We start from the raw sequence: 16,621 nt of genomic DNA, 5'->3' as shown, positions 1-16,621 counted from the left end.
TTCAGATTCGTTATGTTATACGGGTGGTGAAAACGATAAAAGCCAAGGAGGGAGCCATGGAAATGTTCAACTTCGATTATGACGAGGTAGTTGAACTCGGTTCACGTAGCCGCGGGACAACGGGAAAAAAACGTAAATGGCGCGAGATCGAAGCGCTGAAAGACAAGCACCGTTTGCAGAAGGAGCTGCAATCCATTGATATCGCCTACGAGGGTCTGACAGACGACATTGATCTGTAAGACTGCCTAATACCTGTAAAAGCGCCCCGTACATCCGGGGCGCTTTTTTATGCCGCAATCGGATGATCACGTGGCTTGTCATGCCATCGCCAGCGATGCCAAAGGATGCTGTAGGCTACTGGCAGCCATCACCAACAGCATGGCATACCAACCATGCACCTCACTCGCGAAGACTGAACTGCGCCATTCCAGGGCGCGTTGGGGCACTCATCTGAATGGCAGATCAACCGCAATAAAAAGCCCCCGTCGATGACGGGGGCCTGGATCTCGGGATTCACGATTGCGAGCTTAGCAGTAGCCGTAGCCCAGCAGACGCTGGTAGCGCTGCTCCAGCAGTTGTTCGGTATCAAGCGGACGCAGAGCGTCCAGATCCTGCTTGATGCGGGCCTTGAGGTTTTTAGCCATCTTTTCCACATCGCGGTGGGCACCGCCGAGCGGCTCTTCGACGATGTTGTCGATGAGTTTCAGCTCTTTCAAACGCTGGGCAGTGATACCCATCGCTTCAGCAGCCACAGAAGCCTTCTCGGCGCTCTTCCACAGGATGGAGGCACACCCTTCCGGCGAGATGACAGAGTAGGTGGAATACTGCAGCATGTTGACGCGGTCACCCACGCCGATAGCCAGCGCACCACCTGAGCCGCCTTCACCGATTACGGTGCAGACCACCGGCACGGTCAGGCCGGCCATGACTTTCAGGTTGCGGGCAATCGCTTCGGACTGGCCACGCTCTTCGGCACCGACGCCGGGGTAAGCGCCCGGGGTGTCGATAAAGGTGATGATCGGCATCTTGAAACGCTCGGCCATCTCCATCAGACGCAGGGCCTTGCGGTACCCTTCCGGACGCGGCATGCCGAAGTTACGCTTGATCTTCTCTTTGGTCTCGCGACCCTTCTGGTGACCAATCACCATCACCGGCTCGCCGTCGAGACGGGCAATACCGCCGACGATAGCCTTGTCATCGGCATAGGCACGATCACCGGCCAGCTCGTCGAAATCGGTGAAGATCTGCTCGATATAATCGAGGGTGTAAGGGCGCTGGGGATGACGCGCCATCTGGGATACCTGCCAGGCCCCCAGATCACCGAAGATCTTCTTGGTCAGCTCTTCGTTTTTCTTCTCCAGCCGGCGGATCTCGTCTTTCAGATCCACGGCGTGATTGCCTTCACTCACATGTTTGAGCTCATCAATCTGCGCCTGCAACTCGGCAATCGGCTGTTCAAAATCCAGAAAAAGACTCATAGGGCCTTAGAACCTCTAATCAAAAACCAACTCGACCCGCTCTCGTCCAAGCAGGACGCGCAAGTCATCTAACAGTTGATCGGTGGGCGTCACCCGCCACTCGGTACCGAGCGTCAATCGCACCCGGGAACCGGGGCGACGATAGTTTACCTGAACCGGACAGACTCCGGCACGGGCGGGCTCCAAAATCTCGCACAAACGCGGAAAAAAGCGATCATCGATACGCTGTTCATCGAGGGAGATGCGGATTGCTCTGGCAAAACGCTCCCTCGCATCATTGATATCCAGTAATTCCCGGGCCGACATTTTAAGGCCACCGGAGAAGTCATCAAAGCTGACCTGTCCAGAAACCACCAAAATGCGGTCTTTTTGCATCAATTCTTCATATTTTTCCAGCGCTTCACTGAACAGGGTCACATCGAGGCGACCGGAACGGTCGTCCAGGGTGAAGATCCCCATTTTGTTGCCACGCTTGGTCACCATGCTGCGAGCGGCAATCACCAGCCCAGCCGCCGTGGTCACGGTATCGCGGGAGGTGGGGTGCAGATCGCACAGGCGACCCGAGGTATAACGACGCAACTCGCTGCTGTACTGGTTGATGGGGTGACCGGTGAGATAGAGCCCGAGGGTCTCGCGCTCCCCTTCCAGCCACACCTTGTCAGGCCAGTGTGGCACGTTGGCAAACGCCTTCTTGACGTCGTCAATCTCTTCGGTGAGCACGCCAAACATGTCGACCTGCCCCACCGCCTGCGCCTTGGCGTGCTGCTCGGCGGCACGCATCGCCTCCTCCAGCGTCGCCATCAAGGCGGCACGGTGTGGGCCGAGCCGGTCCATGGCGCCGGAGAGAATAAGCTTCTCCATCACCCGCTTGTTAAGCTTCTTGATGTCGACCCGGTTGCAGAAGTCGAACAGGTCGCGGAACGGGCCGTCCTGATCCCGGGCGCTCAAGATCGCATCGATGGGGCCTTCACCAACCCCCTTCACCGCCCCGATGCCGTAGACGATATGACCATCTTCGTTGACCGAGAAGCGATAGCGACCGGTGTTCACATCCGGCGGGATCACCGTCAGCCCCATCCGCTGGCACTCGTCCACCAGGGTTACGATCTTGTCGGTGTTGTCCATATCGGCGGTCATCACCGCTGCCATGAACTCGGCCGGGAAGTGGGCCTTGAGCCAGAGGGTCTGGTAGGAGACCAGCGCATAGGCGGCGGAGTGGGATTTGTTGAAGCCGTAGCCGGCAAACTTCTCCACCAGATCGAAGATCTTCATCGCCAGCTCGCCGTCGACGCCATTCTTGATGGCGCCCTCCTCGAAACCGGCCCGCTGCTTGGCCATCTCCTCGGGCTTTTTCTTACCCATCGCCCGGCGCAACATGTCCGCGCCACCCAGCGTATAGCCTGCCAGGGTCTGGGCAATCTGCATCACCTGCTCCTGATAGAGGATGATGCCGTAGGTCGGTTCAAGAATCGGTTTCAGGCTCTCGTGCTGCCACTTCTCGTCCGGATAGGAGATCGCTTCATTACCGTGTTTGCGGTCGATGAAGTTATCCACCATGCCTGACTGGAGCGGGCCCGGTCGGAACAGGGCCACCAGTGCGATCATATCCTCGAAGCAGTCGGGGCGCAGCCGCTTGATGAGATCCTTCATGCCGCGGGATTCCAGCTGGAATACCGCTGTGGTCTCGTAGCGCTGCAGCAGGTCAAACGACTTCTTGTCATCGATGGGGATGGCGGCGATGTCCACCGGCGGCTTGCCCTCTTTGGCAAGACGCGGGTTTATCATGCCGAGCGCCCAGTCGATGATGGTGAGCGTTCGCAGACCGAGGAAGTCGAACTTCACCAGACCGGCGTATTCCACATCGTTCTTGTCGAACTGGGTGACCGGGTGATGGCCTTCGTCATCGCAGTAGAGCGGCGCAAAGTCGGTGATCTTGGTAGGCGCGATCACCACGCCACCGGCGTGTTTACCAGCGTTGCGCACCACCCCTTCAAGGCGGCGGGCCATGTCGATGAGGTCTTTGACCTCCTCATCCTGCTCGTAAAGCTCGGGTAGCTTGGGCTCGGCCTCGAACGCCTTGGCCAGCGTCATCCCCGGATCCGGCGGGATCAGCTTGGAGATGCGATCGACAAAGCCGTAAGCGTGGCCCAGCACCCGGCCAACGTCTCGCACCACCGCCTTGGCCGCCATGCTGCCGAAGGTGATGATCTGGGAGACCGCATCCCGGCCATACATCTCGGAGACGTGCTCGATCACTTCATCCCGTCGGTCCATGCAGAAGTCGACGTCGAAGTCGGGCATGGATACCCGCTCCGGGTTCAGGAAACGTTCGAACAGCAGGTCAAATTCCAGCGGATCGAGGTCGGTGATCTTGAGGGCGTACGCCACCAGAGAGCCCGCCCCCGAGCCCCGGCCCGGACCAACGGGAATGCCGTTGTCCTTGGACCACTGGATAAACTCCATCACGATGAGGAAGTAACCCGGGAAGCCCATCTGGTTGATCACTTTCAGCTCGATGTCGAGACGCTCGTCATACTCGGGACGACGCTCGGCCCGCACTGCCGGATCCGGGAACAGGAACTCGAGACGCTCCTCCAGACCCTCTTTCGACTTGGCCACCAGAAAATCTTCGGTAGTCATGTCGCCGGTCGGGAAGTTGGGCAGGAAGTATTCGCCGAGACGCACCGTCACGTTGCAGCGCTTGGCGATCTCCACCGTGTTTTCCAGCGCTTCGGGGATATCGGCAAACAGCTCCGCCATCTCCTCCTGACTGCGCAGGTACTGCTGGGGGCTGTAGCGACGGGGACGGCGTTTGTCCATCAGGGTATAGCCATCGTGGATGGCCACCCGGATCTCGTGGGCGTCGAAGTCATCGGCGTTAAGGAACACCACCTCGTTGGTGGCGACCACTGGCAGCTCGAACTCGGTAGCAATGGCCACTGCCATGTGCAGATAGACCTCTTCGTCGGGTCGACCGGTACGCAGCAGCTCGAGGTAGTAGGCATCGGGGAAATGGGTCTGGTAGAAGGCGAGGCACTGCTCGGTCATCTGCCGGTTACCCTTGAGCAGGAACTTGCCCACATCCCCTTCACGACCGCCGGAGAGGACGATCACCCCCTTGGCATGCTCGGCGAGCCAGCTTTTGTCGATAACCGGGCGCCCCTGCACGTGGCCGCGCTGGTAGCCGCGAGAGATAAGCAGGGTGATGTTCTGGTAGCCGTCGTTGTCCATAGCGAGCAGAGTGAGGCGGAACTGCTCGTCGCCAAGCTCGTCGCTCTGCACCCAGAAGTCGGCACCGACGATGGGTTTGATCCCCTTGCCGTGGGCAGCACCATAGAAGCGCACCAGACCGCACATGTTCATCTGATCGGTCAGCGCCAACGCCGGCATGTTGTTGGCCGCTGCAGCCCCGACGATGGGGTTGATCTTCTGCAGGCCATCGACCATGGAGAAGTCGGAGTGGACTCGCAGGTGGATAAAACGGGGTTCAGCCATCGTCATCTCCTCTCGCTGCTCAAACTAAATGGCATGGTCTACTCGATCCCCAGTGCGCGGCGCACCGGTTTGAAGCTCTTGCGATATTCGGGCAGCGGGCCACGCTCGGCCAGAATGGCGAGGTGCTCAGCAGTCGGATACCCCTTGTGGCGGGCAAAACCATACTCGGGATGACGGCTGTCCAGCTCGGTCATCTCCGCATCGCGGGTTACCTTGGCAAGGATCGAAGCGGCACTGATGGCGGCCACCAGGCTATCACCCTTGACCACGGCGCGCGATTCCATCGGCAATGCCGGGCAGCGGTTGCCATCGATAAAGACCAGCTCGGGCGTCACCTTCAGCCCTGCTACGGCGCGCTGCATCGCCAGCATGGTGGCATGCAGGATGTTGAGCTCGTCGATCTCTTCCGGAGTGGCGCGACCGATAGCCCAAGCGAGCGCTTTCTCTTTGATCTCGTCAAATAGCGCCAGCCGTTTCTTCTCGGAGAGCTTCTTGGAGTCAGCCAGTCCGACAATCGGGTTGGCGGGATCGAGAATGACCGCGGCGGTGACCACGTCACCCACCAGCGGGCCGCGACCCACTTCATCCACACCGGCAACCAGCTTGTCGTCAGGAATATCGATCATCATCTTGTAGCCTTGAATCAAAACAGGCCCCGTGGGGCCTGACAGGGGTCGACTGGCGCGACATCACCACTCGGAAAACGGATTAACGGGTAGCGCGGCGCAATCGACGGTCCGAAATAGCGTTATCTGCCGAGCAGATCCACCACCGCGTCGGCGGCCTGCGAGTCGGCATTACAGCGGATCAGCTGGTGCAGCTCGGTGAAGGTGTTGACCAGCACACTGTTGTCGTGCTCGAAGTACTTGCTCACCTCTTCCACCAGATTCTCCGGGGTGCACTCGTGCTGGATCAGTTCCGGCACCAGCATGCGACCCGCGAGCAGGTTGGGCAGAGAGACAAATTCAGTCTTCACCAGTCGCTGTGCCAGCCAGTAGCTGAAGGGCTTGAGCTTGTAGCCCACCACCATCGGCTTTTTCACCAGCATGGCTTCGAGCGCCGCGGTGCCAGAGGCCAGCATCACCACGTCGGCAGCGATCATCGCCTCGCGCCCCTGCCCTTCCAGCAGCACCATCTCGAGATCCGGCGCCAGCTCGGCCTTGATGGCCATGAATTGCTCGCGCCGTTTCTGGTTGACCAGCGGCACGATGAAACCGAGATCCGGATAGCGCACCGTCAGGTGCTTGCAGGCCTCGAGAAACAGGGGGGACATAAAGCCCACTTCTGCGGTGCGGCTGCCCGGCAGCACCGCCAGCCAGCGGCGATTGGCATCGATACCGAGATTGCGACGCACGGCGGCCTGATCCGGCACCAATGGAATATCGTCCGCCATGGTATGACCGACAAAACGGCAAGGGGCGTCGAAGCGGTCGTAGAAGGCTTTCTCGAAGGGCAGGAAGGCGAGCACCATGTCGGTAGCGGCCTTGATCTTGTGAATGCGGTTCTGGCGCCAGGCCCACACCGAGGGGCTGACATAGTGAACCGTCTTGATACCGGCGCGGCGCAGTTTCAGCTCCACTCCGATATTGAAATCCGGTGCATCCACGCCGATGAAGATATCGGGCGGATTGGCAATAAAGTGACGCAGCAGTTCGCGACGGACCTTGAGAATACGCGGCAGACGGCCAAGCACCTCGGTGATCCCCATGACGGAGAGCTCTTCCATCTCGAACAGCGCCTTGACGCCCAGCGCCTGCATGCGCGGCCCGGCGATCCCTTCAAACTGCGCGTCCGGGTAGCGGGCTTGCAGCTCCCGCACCAGGCCGGCAGCCAGAATGTCGCCGGATACTTCTCCGGCGACGATACCGATGCGAACCGGATCAGGCACGGATGATCCCGCGCTCGTTGTCTTTGAGGAAGTCCACATAGAGCTGGACGGCCGGTTCGGCTTGCGCCATATCGATCAGCACCGGCAGCACCTCTTCGATGGTCTTGCCAGAGCGGAAGATCTCTTTGTAGGCGCGCTTGACAGCAGAGATAGCCTCGGCGCTGAAACCACGGCGACGCAGCCCTTCGGAGTTGACCCCGAACGGCTTGGCGTAGTTTCCTGCGGCCATCACATAAGGCGGCACGTCCTTGTTGAGGGCGGCGCAGCCACCGACGAAGGCGTGGGAACCGACGCGGCCGAACTGGTGAATGGCGGAGAGCCCCCCAAAGATCACGAAGTCACCGATCACCACGTGACCCGCCAGGGTGGCGTTGTTGGCGAAGATGCAGTTGTCACCGATGATGCAGTCGTGGGCAACGTGGACGTTGACCATGAACAGGTTTCCGCTGCCCACCTTGGTCAGGGATTGATCCTGAATGGTGCCACGGTGGAAGGTGCAGTTCTCGCGAATGACGTTGTTGTCGCCAATTTCGAGGAAGGTGCGCTCACCGGCGTACTTCTTGTCCTGACAATCCTCACCGATGGAGGTGTGCTGGAAGATCTTGTTGCCACGACCAATCTTGGTCGGGCCCTTGATCACCACATGGGAACCTACCCAGGTGTTGTCACCGATTTCCACCTCGGCGCCGATGACAGAAAAGGGGCCGATTTCAACCCCTTTACCGATCACGGCAGACTCATGGACGATGGCAGTATCGTGAATGATGGCAGTCTGGTCGATCACGTGTGTTAAACCTCGCGTTTGGCGCACATCAGCTCGGCGGTACAGACCACTTCACCGTCGACGGTAGCGACTCCGGTGAATTTGGCAATACCGCGACGCTCTTTCAGGAACTCCACGTCGAGCACCAGCTGGTCACCGGGGCCGACTGGACGCTTGAAGCGAGCATTGTCGATTGAGGCAAAATAGTAGAGTTCGTTGGGAGACGGCTTGCCCACCATGGTAAAGGCCAGGATACCGGTGGCCTGTGCCATCGCTTCCAGGATCAGCACACCCGGGAACACCGGCTTGGCCGGGAAGTGCCCCTGGAAGATCGGCTCGTTGAACGAGACGTTCTTGATGGCACGCAGGGTTTTGCGCTCATCGCTGATCTCGTAGTCGTCTACACGATCCACCATCAGAAACGGATAACGGTGGGGCAGCAGATCCATGATTTCCTGGATACCCAGGCTCTTCTTTTCAGTAGTCAAAACAGTACCCTATACCAATCGTGATTATTCTTGATCCAGCTTCTTCTCAAGCTTGCTTAACCGCTTGTGCATCTCTTCGATACGCATCACCCGGGCGGCGGTCTTGCGCCACTCTTTATTGGTTTGCAGAGGGATGCCGGAAGAGTAGACACCGGGCTCGGTAATGGGTCGCATCACCATGGCCATACCGGTGACGGTGGCCTGGTCGCAGATCTCCATATGCCCGTTAAAGACGGAAGCGCCGCCAATGATACAGTATTTGCCGACCTTGAGACTACCAGCCATCACGGTGGAGCCCGCCACGGCGGTGCCGTAGCCGATCTCAACGTTGTGGGCGATCTGGCACTGGTTGTCGATGATGACGTTGTCAGCGATGCGGGTATCTTCCAGCGCACCGCGGTCAATGGTGGTACAGGCACCGATCTCGACCCGGTTGCCAATGGTCACGCCGCCGAGCTGGGGGATCTTGATCCACTCGCCACGTTCATTGGCATAACCGAAACCATCGGCCCCGATCACTGTGCCGGATTGAACCAGACAGTCGGTGCCCATGGTAACATTGTGATAGAGGGTGACGTTGGCCCACAGCCGGGAGCGCGCTCCCAGCCGGGTATTTTTGCCGACAAAACAGCCCGGGCCAATGCGTACATCATCACCCAGCACGACACCGGATTCGATCACCGCATTGGCGCCGATGGCCACTCTCTCGCCCAGTTGCACGTCAGCCGCGATGACGGCACTCGGATGGATATCCATGGCCGGCTGCGGGGTGGTGTCCAGCAGTTGGGCTACCCGGGCAAAACCCACGTAGGGATCCTTGAGCACCAGCGCATTGGTGGGACAGAAAGGGAGATCCGCCTCTGTGATGAGCACGGCAGTCGCCTTGCTCTGCTCCAGATAAGAGCGGTACTTCTTGTTGGACAGGAAGGTAATCTCACCCTCCCCGGCCTTTTCCAGTGTCGCTACCTTGCGGATTTCCAGGGTTCCGTCGCCATGGACCTGGGCCCCCAGTTGCTGGGCCAGCTGTGCGAGAGTGAATGCCATCAATTAGTTGCTCTTGCTTACCTGAGAAATAACCTGGCCGGAGATGTCCAGCTTGCTGGCGGCATACGGGGCGGCATTGCGCTCCAGCACCAGATCGTAACCATTGCTCTTGGCGATGGAATCGATGGCAGCCTGCACTTTGGTCAGGATCTTGTTGCGTTCTTCGGACTGACGGCGGCCGTTGTCCTGCTCAAAGGCTTGACGCTTCTGATTGAACTCCATCTGCAGCTTGGCCAGTTTCTCCTGGTTCTGCTTCTTCTGCTCGGCGCTCATGAAGGCTTCATCCTTACGGAACTTCTCGACCAGCTTCTGGCCTTCCTGTTCCAGCTTCTGCAGCTCACGCATGCGCGGCTCGAATTCGCCTTTCAGCTTGGCTGCAACGGCTTCACGCTGGGGCAGCTTTTGGAAGACTTCGCCCATATCAACCACGGCGATCTTGGTCTCAGCGAAGGCAGAACCCATGCCGGCAGCCATCAGTGCAAAGCTCAAACCAGCTACTTTCAACGCTTTATTCACACTTACTCCTTGTTCCCTCATGGCGAGGGCTACCTGATTTACCCGATTATGCAAGCGGCATTGACACCGTCTTGTTACCTGGTGAGGCACGCATACCGCGCGTCCCATCATTGAAGACCCCCACCGCATGGGTGGGGGCGATATTCTGCTTAGAAAGTACGACCGATGTTGAAGGAGAAGACTTCGGTACGATCCCCTTCGTATTTCTTGATTGGCTTGGCCAGGGCGAACACCAGCGGTCCCATCGGTGAGAGCCACTGCAAGGAGACACCTGCAGAGACACGGATATTACCCGGATTGGAGTAGTCCTGACTCAAATAGTTGCAATCCGAACCGGCAGCACAGGGGTAGGCACCATTGGCAAAATCGGTGCTCCAGACGGTACCCGCATCAACAAATGCCGTGGTCCGGATCTGCGGACGATAGGTCTCGGAGACGAACGGGGTCGGGAAGACCAGTTCGAACGAGGCCACCGCCAGTGCGTTACCACCCACCGAGGTGTCGGAACCTTCGTAATAACCGGTCTCGCATGGCTGATTGCCGGTACAGCTGCCAGAGCCCGGCTTGTTGTAAGTTTTGTAGATGGCCTTGGGACCAATGGTATTGCTCTTGAAGCCACGTACCGTATCGAAACCACCGGCATAGTAGTTCTCGAAAAACGGCAGCATGCTGTCATCACCATAACCATTGCCGTAGGAGACCCGCCCCTTGCCGATCACTACCCAGCTGTGATCTGCATCGAGCGGGAAGTAGTGGGCATCTTCGGCGGAGAGCTTGTAGTACTGCAACTCCATGCCCGGCACGGTCACCTTGGCGTTGATACGCTGACGATCACCAGAGGTCGGGAACATCCCCTTGTTCAGGGTGGAACGGGTCCAGCCTGCGGTCATATCGACGGTGACGAAGTCGAGGTTGGAGCCGTCCTGGGAGTAGATATTCCAGAACTGATCCATCTGCACCGACTGGCGATTATCGTTCCACTGATCCCAGCAGTAGGTGTTGCCATTGGTATCCGGGTTGTCTTTCAGACACTCCTGATAGTTCTGGGCATTGAACGACGGGCGGCTCAGTTTGGTACTCTCGATACCGGTACTGAAGTCAAGTCGATTGAACTCGTTGACCGGGAAGCCACTGGAGAGACGGAAACCGATGGTTTCGTTCTCGTAATCGACGATATCGGCGTCATCGGCACGGAACTGGTTGTAGTAGAGTCGCCCACCCAGGCTAACGCCGTCCACAGTGAAGTAGGGATCGTTGTAGCTCAGATCAACGTTCTTGGAGTAGTCGTTGGTACTGGCGTTGATGGAGACCGTCTTCCCGGTCCCCATAAAGTTATTCTGAGAGATCCCGGCCTGCAGGCTTAGACCCGATTCGGTACCGTAACCGATACCGGCGTTGATGGAACCTGCAGGCTGCTCCTTGACCTTGAAGTCGAGATCAACCAGGTCATCGTTGCCCGGCACCCGCTTGGTGTCCACTTCGACGCTCTCGAAGTAGCCAAGGCGATTGAGGCGGCTCTTGGACTGTTCGATGTTGTCGGAGGAGAGCCAGGTGCCCTCCATCTGGCGCATCTCGCGACGCAGCACCTGATCCTCAGTGGTGGCGTTACCGCTGAAGTTGATGTTGCGCACATAGACACGGGGGCCAGGCTCTACGTTGACGATCAGCTCAACTTCCTTGGTCTTGTCATTGACCTGCGGGAAGGTGACCACTTTCGGATAGGCGTAGCCGTAACGACCAAGGAACTTGGAGAGCACTTCTTCGGTGTGAGTCACCTGGCTGGCGGAGTAGGTGCTGCCAGCAGCGATCGGGATCAACCCCTTCATCTCGCCACCGCGATCAATCAGGTCGCCCTTGAGCTGGACACCGGAGACCTTGTACTGATCCCCTTCCTTGATGTTGAGGGTGACATAGACTCCCTTCTTGTCCGGGGTCATGGAGACCTGGGTGGACTCCTGCTGGAAGCGGATGTAGCCGCGATCCATGTAGTAGGAGCGCAGCGTTTCGATATCACCGGCCAGCTTCTGCTTCTGGTAACGCTGATCGGCGGTGAAGTTCCACCAGGGTACTTCGTCACGGAGGGAGAGTTGGGCCAGCAGCTTCTCTTCCGGGAAGACGCTATTACCGACGATGTTGATCTGCTGGATTTTTGCAGCCTGACCTTCGACAAAGGTAAACTTCAGATCAACCCGGTTGCGCGGCAACGGGGTGACAATGGCCTTGACCTTGGCAGAGTATTTACCCACGCCATAGTAGAAATCTTCCAACCCCTTTTCGAGGGAGGTCAGTACGGTGCGATCCAGCGGGTCGCCGACACGGATACCGGAAGACTCCAGACTCTGGGTCAGTTGTTCTTCCTTGATATCCTTGTTGCCAGAAAATTCGATGCTGGAGATGGTCGGACGCTCCTTGACCATCACCTGCAGCACCTGGCCGTCACGGTAAACCTTCACATCCTCAAAGTTGCCCGAGGCGTAAAGCTTCTTGATGGCACTGGCCAGCGCCACGGAATCGACGGTATCACCGACCCGGATCGGCAGGTTCAACAGTGCGGCACCCAGGGTCACCCGTTGCAGACCTTCGACCTGGATATCTTGCACCACAAAAGAGGCAGGGGCCGCCTGGGCCAGGAAACTGGCACCCAGCAGGCAACTCAACACCAATGCTTTTTTAACAGCCATTTTGTTCTTATGTGTCCTTGTTGATGCTCTGGCCTCAGAGGCGAGCGAAATCGTTAAACAGCGCAATGCCCATCAATAACATCAGAATGGCGGCGCCGATCCTGAAACCCACTTCCTGTATTTTCTCTGATACCGGCTTGCCGGTGACCGCTTCGATCAGGAAATAGACCAGATGGCCACCATCGAGCACCGGCAGGGGGAACAGATTGATAATTCCCAGGTTGACGCTGATCAGCGCCAGAAAACTCAAGAAATAGACCAGACCATAGTCGGCACTGCTGCCGGCGCCCTTGGCAATGGAGATGGGGCCACTCAGGTTGTCCAGCGACACGATGCCACCGATCAACTTGCCAATCATGTCAAAGGTGAGCGTGATCAGGCTCCAGGTCTTGTCGGCCCCCTGCCACAGCGCTTGCAAAGGCCCATACTGTAACAGAATTCGATATTCATCCGGTAATGGAACCAGTTGCGGCGAGAGACCGACGAATCCAACCAGCTTACCCTGCACCTTGCGACTATCCGGGGTCAGAGTCACGTTGAGATCACTGTTGTTGCGCTCAACCACCACTTGCAGAGGTTCGCCCGGTGCCTGCTGCACCAGCTCGACAAACTGGGTCCAGGCGGTGATTGGCTGATCGCCGACCTGTTTGATACGGTCACCAACCTGCAGCCCCGCCTTTTCACTGGCACTCTTGGCCACCACGGCAGCCACGACTGGCAGCACTTTACCACTCAGGGGAACGATCCCCAGACTCCCGATGGGCGACTCTTTATCCGGATCGAAGGTCCAGCCGGTCAGCGACAAGGTTTTGTCAGTGGCATAGCTGGTATTGGGCGCTTGCACCTTGAGGGTGACTGCATCGTCACCCAAATGGCTGATAAGGGCGTAGGTGACGCTTTCCCAGTCACCAGTCTGTTCATCGCCGACCCCGACAATCTCCATCCCGGGCAGCACACCCGCCTCGGCCACGATGGATGCCGGACGCACTTCACCTATCACCGGCTTGACGCTTGGCACCCCGATGATAAACATCAACCAGAGGGCAACCAGAGCAAACACGAAGTTGGCCATGGGACCGGCAGCCACGATTGCCATCCGCGCCCAGACACTCTTGTGATTGAAAGCGTACTGCTCGTCACCGGGCTTGAGCTCGTCCACCCGGCCGTCCAGCATCTTGACGTAACCGCCGAGGGGGATCAGGGCCAGCACGTACTCGGTGCCATCCTTGCCCATCCGGCGCCAGATGGCCTTGCCAAAACCGATGGAGAAACGCTCAACCTTGACGCCACAACGACGGGCCACCCAGAAGTGGCCAAACTCGTGCACTGCGACCAGCAGGCCCAGCGCAACGACAAAGGCGCCGATATTCCACAACACACCACCCATCAGCCAAGCTCCTCAATCAAAGTGTGAGCACGGGCTCTTGCCGCACCGTCCAGGGCAAACAGATCATCGAGCGAGCCGACGGCGCTGCTCTCCAGCGCCAGCATCACAGCCTCGTTGATCCGGGCAATATCCATAAAGCCGATGCGCCCGGCCAGGAAGGCGGCAACCGCCTCCTCGTTGGCTGCATTGAGCGCAGTGGTCGCCGCTTGTCCCTTCTGGCAGGCATTGATGGCCAGCGCCAGACAGGGGTAGCGTTCGTAATCAGGCCGGATAAAGCTGAACTCTCCGACACTGAAGAAATCCAAAGGTTCCACACTGGAGGGGATGCGATTGGGATAAGCCAGCGCATGAGCGATGGGGGTACACATATCCGGATTGCCAAGCTGGGCCAGCACGGAGCCATCCTTATACTGCACCATGGAGTGGATCACAGACTGCGGGTGGATCACCACCTGGATCTGCTCGGGGGCCGCATTGAACAACCAGCGCGCCTCGATGTACTCCAGACCCTTATTGATCATGGTGGCGGAGTCGACCGAAATCTTGGCCCCCATCGACCAGTTGGGATGCGCGATGGCTTGCGCCGGCGTCACCTTGGCCAGCTCGCTGATCTCGGTGTAACGGAACGGGCCGCCGGAACCGGTAAGCAAAATCTTGCTGATCCCTGCCGCCGCCAGATCGCAAAAGCCGGGCTGACGCTGCACAGCGGTCGGCAAACACTGGAAGATGGCATTGTGCTCGCTGTCGATGGGCAGCAGCTCGGCGCCATGCTCGCGCACGGCCTCCATGAAGAAAGCACCGGACATTACCAGCGCCTCCTTGTTGGCCAACAGAATGCGCTTGCCGGCGCGCACCGCAGCCATGGTCGGGGCCAGGCCTGCCGCACCAACGATGGCTGCCATCACGCTATGGGCATCGGGATGAGCGGCTACTTCGCACAGTGCTTGAGCACCACAAAGCACTCGGGTGGCACTGCCGTGCGCTTTCAGGCGGACAGTCAGTTCACGGGCGGCATCCTCATCGACCATCACGGCAAAACGGGGAGAGAATTCGAGGCTGTCCCGCAACATGGCATTCACGTTGCGGGCAGCGGTCAACGCCAGCACTTGCCAACTGCCCGGATTGTGGCGCAGCACCTTCAGGGTACTCTGACCGATGGAGCCGGAAGCCCCCAGAATAACCAGGTTGCGCATCAAAACTCCTGACTGAGTAGCAGATAACTGAGGAGAAACACTGGCAGAGCAGCAGTCAGACTATCAATCCGATCTAGCACCCCACCATGACCTGGCAGCAGGGTGCCGGAGTCCTTGATTCCCGCTTCACGCTTGAACATACTCTCGGTCAGATCGCCGAGTACCGAAGCAAGCACCGCCAGCAAGGAGCAGAACAGCACGATAACCATCTTGGCAGGAACAAACCCCATCCACCAGGTGACGCCGATGGCCAGCAGGCTGGCGGTAAAGAGCCCACCGCACATCCCTTCAATGGTTTTGCCCGGACTGACGGCCGGTGCCAGCTTGTGTTTACCAAACGCCCTGCCAAAAAAATACGCGCCAGAATCTGCCGCCCAGACCAGCCCCATGACGAAGAGCAGGATCCAGGCTCCCATCATGGGGTCATGGTAAAAGTTGTAACCACGAATGGCGACCAGCGACCAGAAGAAGGGAACCAGGGTCACCAGACCAAACAGGGACTTGAGCCAGATTGACTCCTTCCACAGCTTGGCGCTCTGGGGATAGCGCAGCACCAGCAGCAGACCCAGCAGCCACCAGCTTACCGCGGTCCAGAGCACGCCCATCACCAGCGGATGCAGATGGGGAGTCCAGAGCTGCTCCACCGGCAACCAGAACAGGCTTGCCCCGAGCAACAGGCAGAATACGATGGGTAACCATTGTTGCGGGGCGGCAGAGACAAAGCCGCTCCATTCACGGCTGGCCAGCAAAAAGACCAGCGCAGCCAACAGGGCAAAAAACTTCAATGGCAGAAAGAAAAGCGCCCCCAATACCAGGGGGATCAACATCAAAGCAGTAATAATTCGTTGTTTTAGCAAAAGAAACCTCTCTCTTGGGAGCGGGGTTTAGCCGGTCTGCTGCTCGGCGATCAATTCCCGGATCTGTTCACCCGTGCAGCCGAAGCGGCGTTCGCGGGCAACAAAGGAGGCAACGGCCTCACTGAACTCGGCCTCGTTGAAATCGGGCCACAACACCGGGGTAAAGTAGAGCTCGGCATAGGCGAGCTGCCATAATACAAAGTTGCTGATGCGATGGTCACCACCGGTGCGGATCAACAGGTCCACGGGTGGCAGATCGGCCATGCAAACCTCGCGGGTCAACATGGATTCATCAATGTCGTCAGCGGCCAGTTCACCGGCCGCCACTGCTTTAGCCAGCTTGCGGGCAGCCTGAGCGATATCCCACTGGCCACCATAGTTGGCCGCAATATTCAGGGTCAATCCCTTGTTATTGGCGGTCAAGGCTTCTGCCTTGGCAATTTTGGCCTGCAACCGCTCACTGAAGCGAGCAGTATCGCCAATTACCTTGAGCCGGATCCCGTGACTGTGAAGTTTGTTCACCTCACGGCCCAGCACGGTAACGAACAGTTCCATCAAAGCGCTGACCTCCCCTTCCGGGCGGCGCCAGTTCTCGCTGGAGAATGCAAACAGGGTCAATGCCTCGATTTTGGCGCGCGCAGCAAAGGTAACGGCCTCGCGCACTGACTTGACGCCAGCCTTATGACCATAAACCCGCATCTTGCCACGGTTCTGTGCCCAGCGACCATTGCCATCCATGATGATGGCGACGTGACGGGGTAAAGACGAGTTGGCACAATCACCCAACGCAGCCAAAAGCGACATGGTTTTCTCCCACAAAGACAAAAGCGC

The 16,621-nt window shown here is 58.4% G+C and carries 14 protein-coding genes; 1 reads left to right on the top strand and 13 read right to left on the bottom strand.

From position 1 onward, the window contains the following. The first annotated feature begins 56 nt into the window (after nucleotides 1-56). Nucleotides 57-239 carry a DUF3545 family protein gene (locus G5367_RS18020; protein ID WP_337072520.1) on the top strand — a complete coding sequence of 61 codons (183 nt, stop codon included), beginning with the start codon at nucleotides 57-59 and terminating at the stop codon, nucleotides 237-239. 288 nt (nucleotides 240-527) lie between these two features. Here G5367_RS18020 and accA read toward each other — a convergent pair whose 3' ends face one another. The 13 genes from accA to uppS all read right to left on the bottom strand — a co-directional run bounded on the left by accA (nucleotide 528) and on the right by uppS (nucleotide 16,594). Next, nucleotides 528-1,478, bottom strand: a complete 951-nt coding sequence (gene accA / locus G5367_RS18015; RefSeq protein ID WP_005343800.1) for an acetyl-CoA carboxylase carboxyl transferase subunit alpha — start codon at nucleotides 1,476-1,478, stop codon at nucleotides 528-530. Between the two features lie 15 nt (nucleotides 1,479-1,493). After that, entirely contained in the window at nucleotides 1,494-4,973 is a 3,480-nt protein-coding gene (gene dnaE / locus G5367_RS18010) for a DNA polymerase III subunit alpha (protein WP_421244713.1), read from the bottom strand. A gap of 38 nt (nucleotides 4,974-5,011) precedes the next feature. After that, nucleotides 5,012-5,602, bottom strand: coding sequence for a ribonuclease HII (gene rnhB, locus G5367_RS18005; protein ID WP_227341172.1), 591 nt, complete (start codon nucleotides 5,600-5,602; stop codon nucleotides 5,012-5,014). Nucleotides 5,603-5,721: 119 nt separating this feature from the next. Continuing rightward, nucleotides 5,722-6,861, bottom strand: a complete 1,140-nt coding sequence (gene lpxB / locus G5367_RS18000; RefSeq protein ID WP_216979322.1) for a lipid-A-disaccharide synthase — start codon at nucleotides 6,859-6,861, stop codon at nucleotides 5,722-5,724. Then, nucleotides 6,854-7,645 (bottom strand): acyl-ACP--UDP-N-acetylglucosamine O-acyltransferase, encoded by a 792-nt coding sequence (gene lpxA / locus G5367_RS17995; protein ID WP_216979323.1) that lies wholly within the window; start codon nucleotides 7,643-7,645, stop codon nucleotides 6,854-6,856. Before lpxA ends, lpxB begins: the two co-directional genes overlap by 8 nt. Nucleotides 7,646-7,650: 5 nt before the next feature. Then, nucleotides 7,651-8,112 (bottom strand): 3-hydroxyacyl-ACP dehydratase FabZ, encoded by a 462-nt coding sequence (gene fabZ / locus G5367_RS17990; protein ID WP_005338559.1) that lies wholly within the window; start codon nucleotides 8,110-8,112, stop codon nucleotides 7,651-7,653. Nucleotides 8,113-8,136: 24 nt separating this feature from the next. After that, complete coding sequence (gene lpxD / locus G5367_RS17985) at nucleotides 8,137-9,156, bottom strand: UDP-3-O-(3-hydroxymyristoyl)glucosamine N-acyltransferase (RefSeq protein ID WP_005343790.1); 1,020 nt, start codon at nucleotides 9,154-9,156, stop codon at nucleotides 8,137-8,139. Between the two features lie 3 nt (nucleotides 9,157-9,159). Further along, nucleotides 9,160-9,672, bottom strand: coding sequence for an OmpH family outer membrane protein (locus G5367_RS17980; RefSeq protein WP_005338563.1), 513 nt, complete (start codon nucleotides 9,670-9,672; stop codon nucleotides 9,160-9,162). Nucleotides 9,673-9,821: 149 nt separating this feature from the next. After that, on the bottom strand, nucleotides 9,822-12,353 hold the full coding sequence (bamA, locus tag G5367_RS17975; protein ID WP_216979324.1) for an outer membrane protein assembly factor BamA: 2,532 nt from the start codon (nucleotides 12,351-12,353) through the stop codon (nucleotides 9,822-9,824). A 34-nt stretch (nucleotides 12,354-12,387) separates the two neighbouring features. Continuing rightward, complete coding sequence (gene rseP / locus G5367_RS17970; protein WP_421244714.1) at nucleotides 12,388-13,740, bottom strand: sigma E protease regulator RseP; 1,353 nt, start codon at nucleotides 13,738-13,740, stop codon at nucleotides 12,388-12,390. After that, nucleotides 13,740-14,933, bottom strand: a complete 1,194-nt coding sequence (gene ispC, locus G5367_RS17965; RefSeq protein ID WP_005343786.1) for a 1-deoxy-D-xylulose-5-phosphate reductoisomerase — start codon at nucleotides 14,931-14,933, stop codon at nucleotides 13,740-13,742. Before ispC ends, rseP begins: the two co-directional genes overlap by 1 nt. Continuing rightward, complete coding sequence (locus G5367_RS17960; protein ID WP_041234088.1) at nucleotides 14,933-15,790, bottom strand: phosphatidate cytidylyltransferase; 858 nt, start codon at nucleotides 15,788-15,790, stop codon at nucleotides 14,933-14,935. Before G5367_RS17960 ends, ispC begins: the two co-directional genes overlap by 1 nt. 27 nt (nucleotides 15,791-15,817) lie before the next feature. Then, nucleotides 15,818-16,594: a polyprenyl diphosphate synthase gene (gene uppS / locus G5367_RS17955; protein WP_005343784.1), complete on the bottom strand. Its 777-nt coding sequence runs from the start codon at nucleotides 16,592-16,594 to the stop codon at nucleotides 15,818-15,820. Nucleotides 16,595-16,621 lie beyond the last annotated feature (27 nt).

The organism is Aeromonas sp. 604282, assembly GCF_049170575.1.
GTDB classification, from domain to species: Bacteria; Pseudomonadota; Gammaproteobacteria; order Enterobacterales; family Aeromonadaceae; genus Aeromonas; species Aeromonas veronii_A.
This window is presented reverse-complemented; position numbering and strand designations above follow the sequence as displayed.

Coding starts and splice junctions, on each gene's coding strand:
- G5367_RS18020 (WP_337072520.1), top strand. CDS start 57: ATGGAAATGTTCAACTTCGATTATGACGAGGTAGTTGAACTCGGTTCA.
- accA (WP_005343800.1), bottom strand. CDS start 1,478: ATGAGTCTTTTTCTGGATTTTGAACAGCCGATTGCCGAGTTGCAGGCG.
- dnaE (WP_421244713.1), bottom strand. CDS start 4,973: ATGGCTGAACCCCGTTTTATCCACCTGCGAGTCCACTCCGACTTCTCC.
- rnhB (WP_227341172.1), bottom strand. CDS start 5,602: ATGATGATCGATATTCCTGACGACAAGCTGGTTGCCGGTGTGGATGAA.
- lpxD (WP_005343790.1), bottom strand. CDS start 9,156: ATGGCATTCACTCTCGCACAGCTGGCCCAGCAACTGGGGGCCCAGGTC.
- bamA (WP_216979324.1), bottom strand. CDS start 12,353: ATGGCTGTTAAAAAAGCATTGGTGTTGAGTTGCCTGCTGGGTGCCAGT.
- rseP (WP_421244714.1), bottom strand. CDS start 13,740: ATGGGTGGTGTGTTGTGGAATATCGGCGCCTTTGTCGTTGCGCTGGGC.
- ispC (WP_005343786.1), bottom strand. CDS start 14,933: ATGCGCAACCTGGTTATTCTGGGGGCTTCCGGCTCCATCGGTCAGAGT.
- uppS (WP_005343784.1), bottom strand. CDS start 16,594: ATGTCGCTTTTGGCTGCGTTGGGTGATTGTGCCAACTCGTCTTTACCC.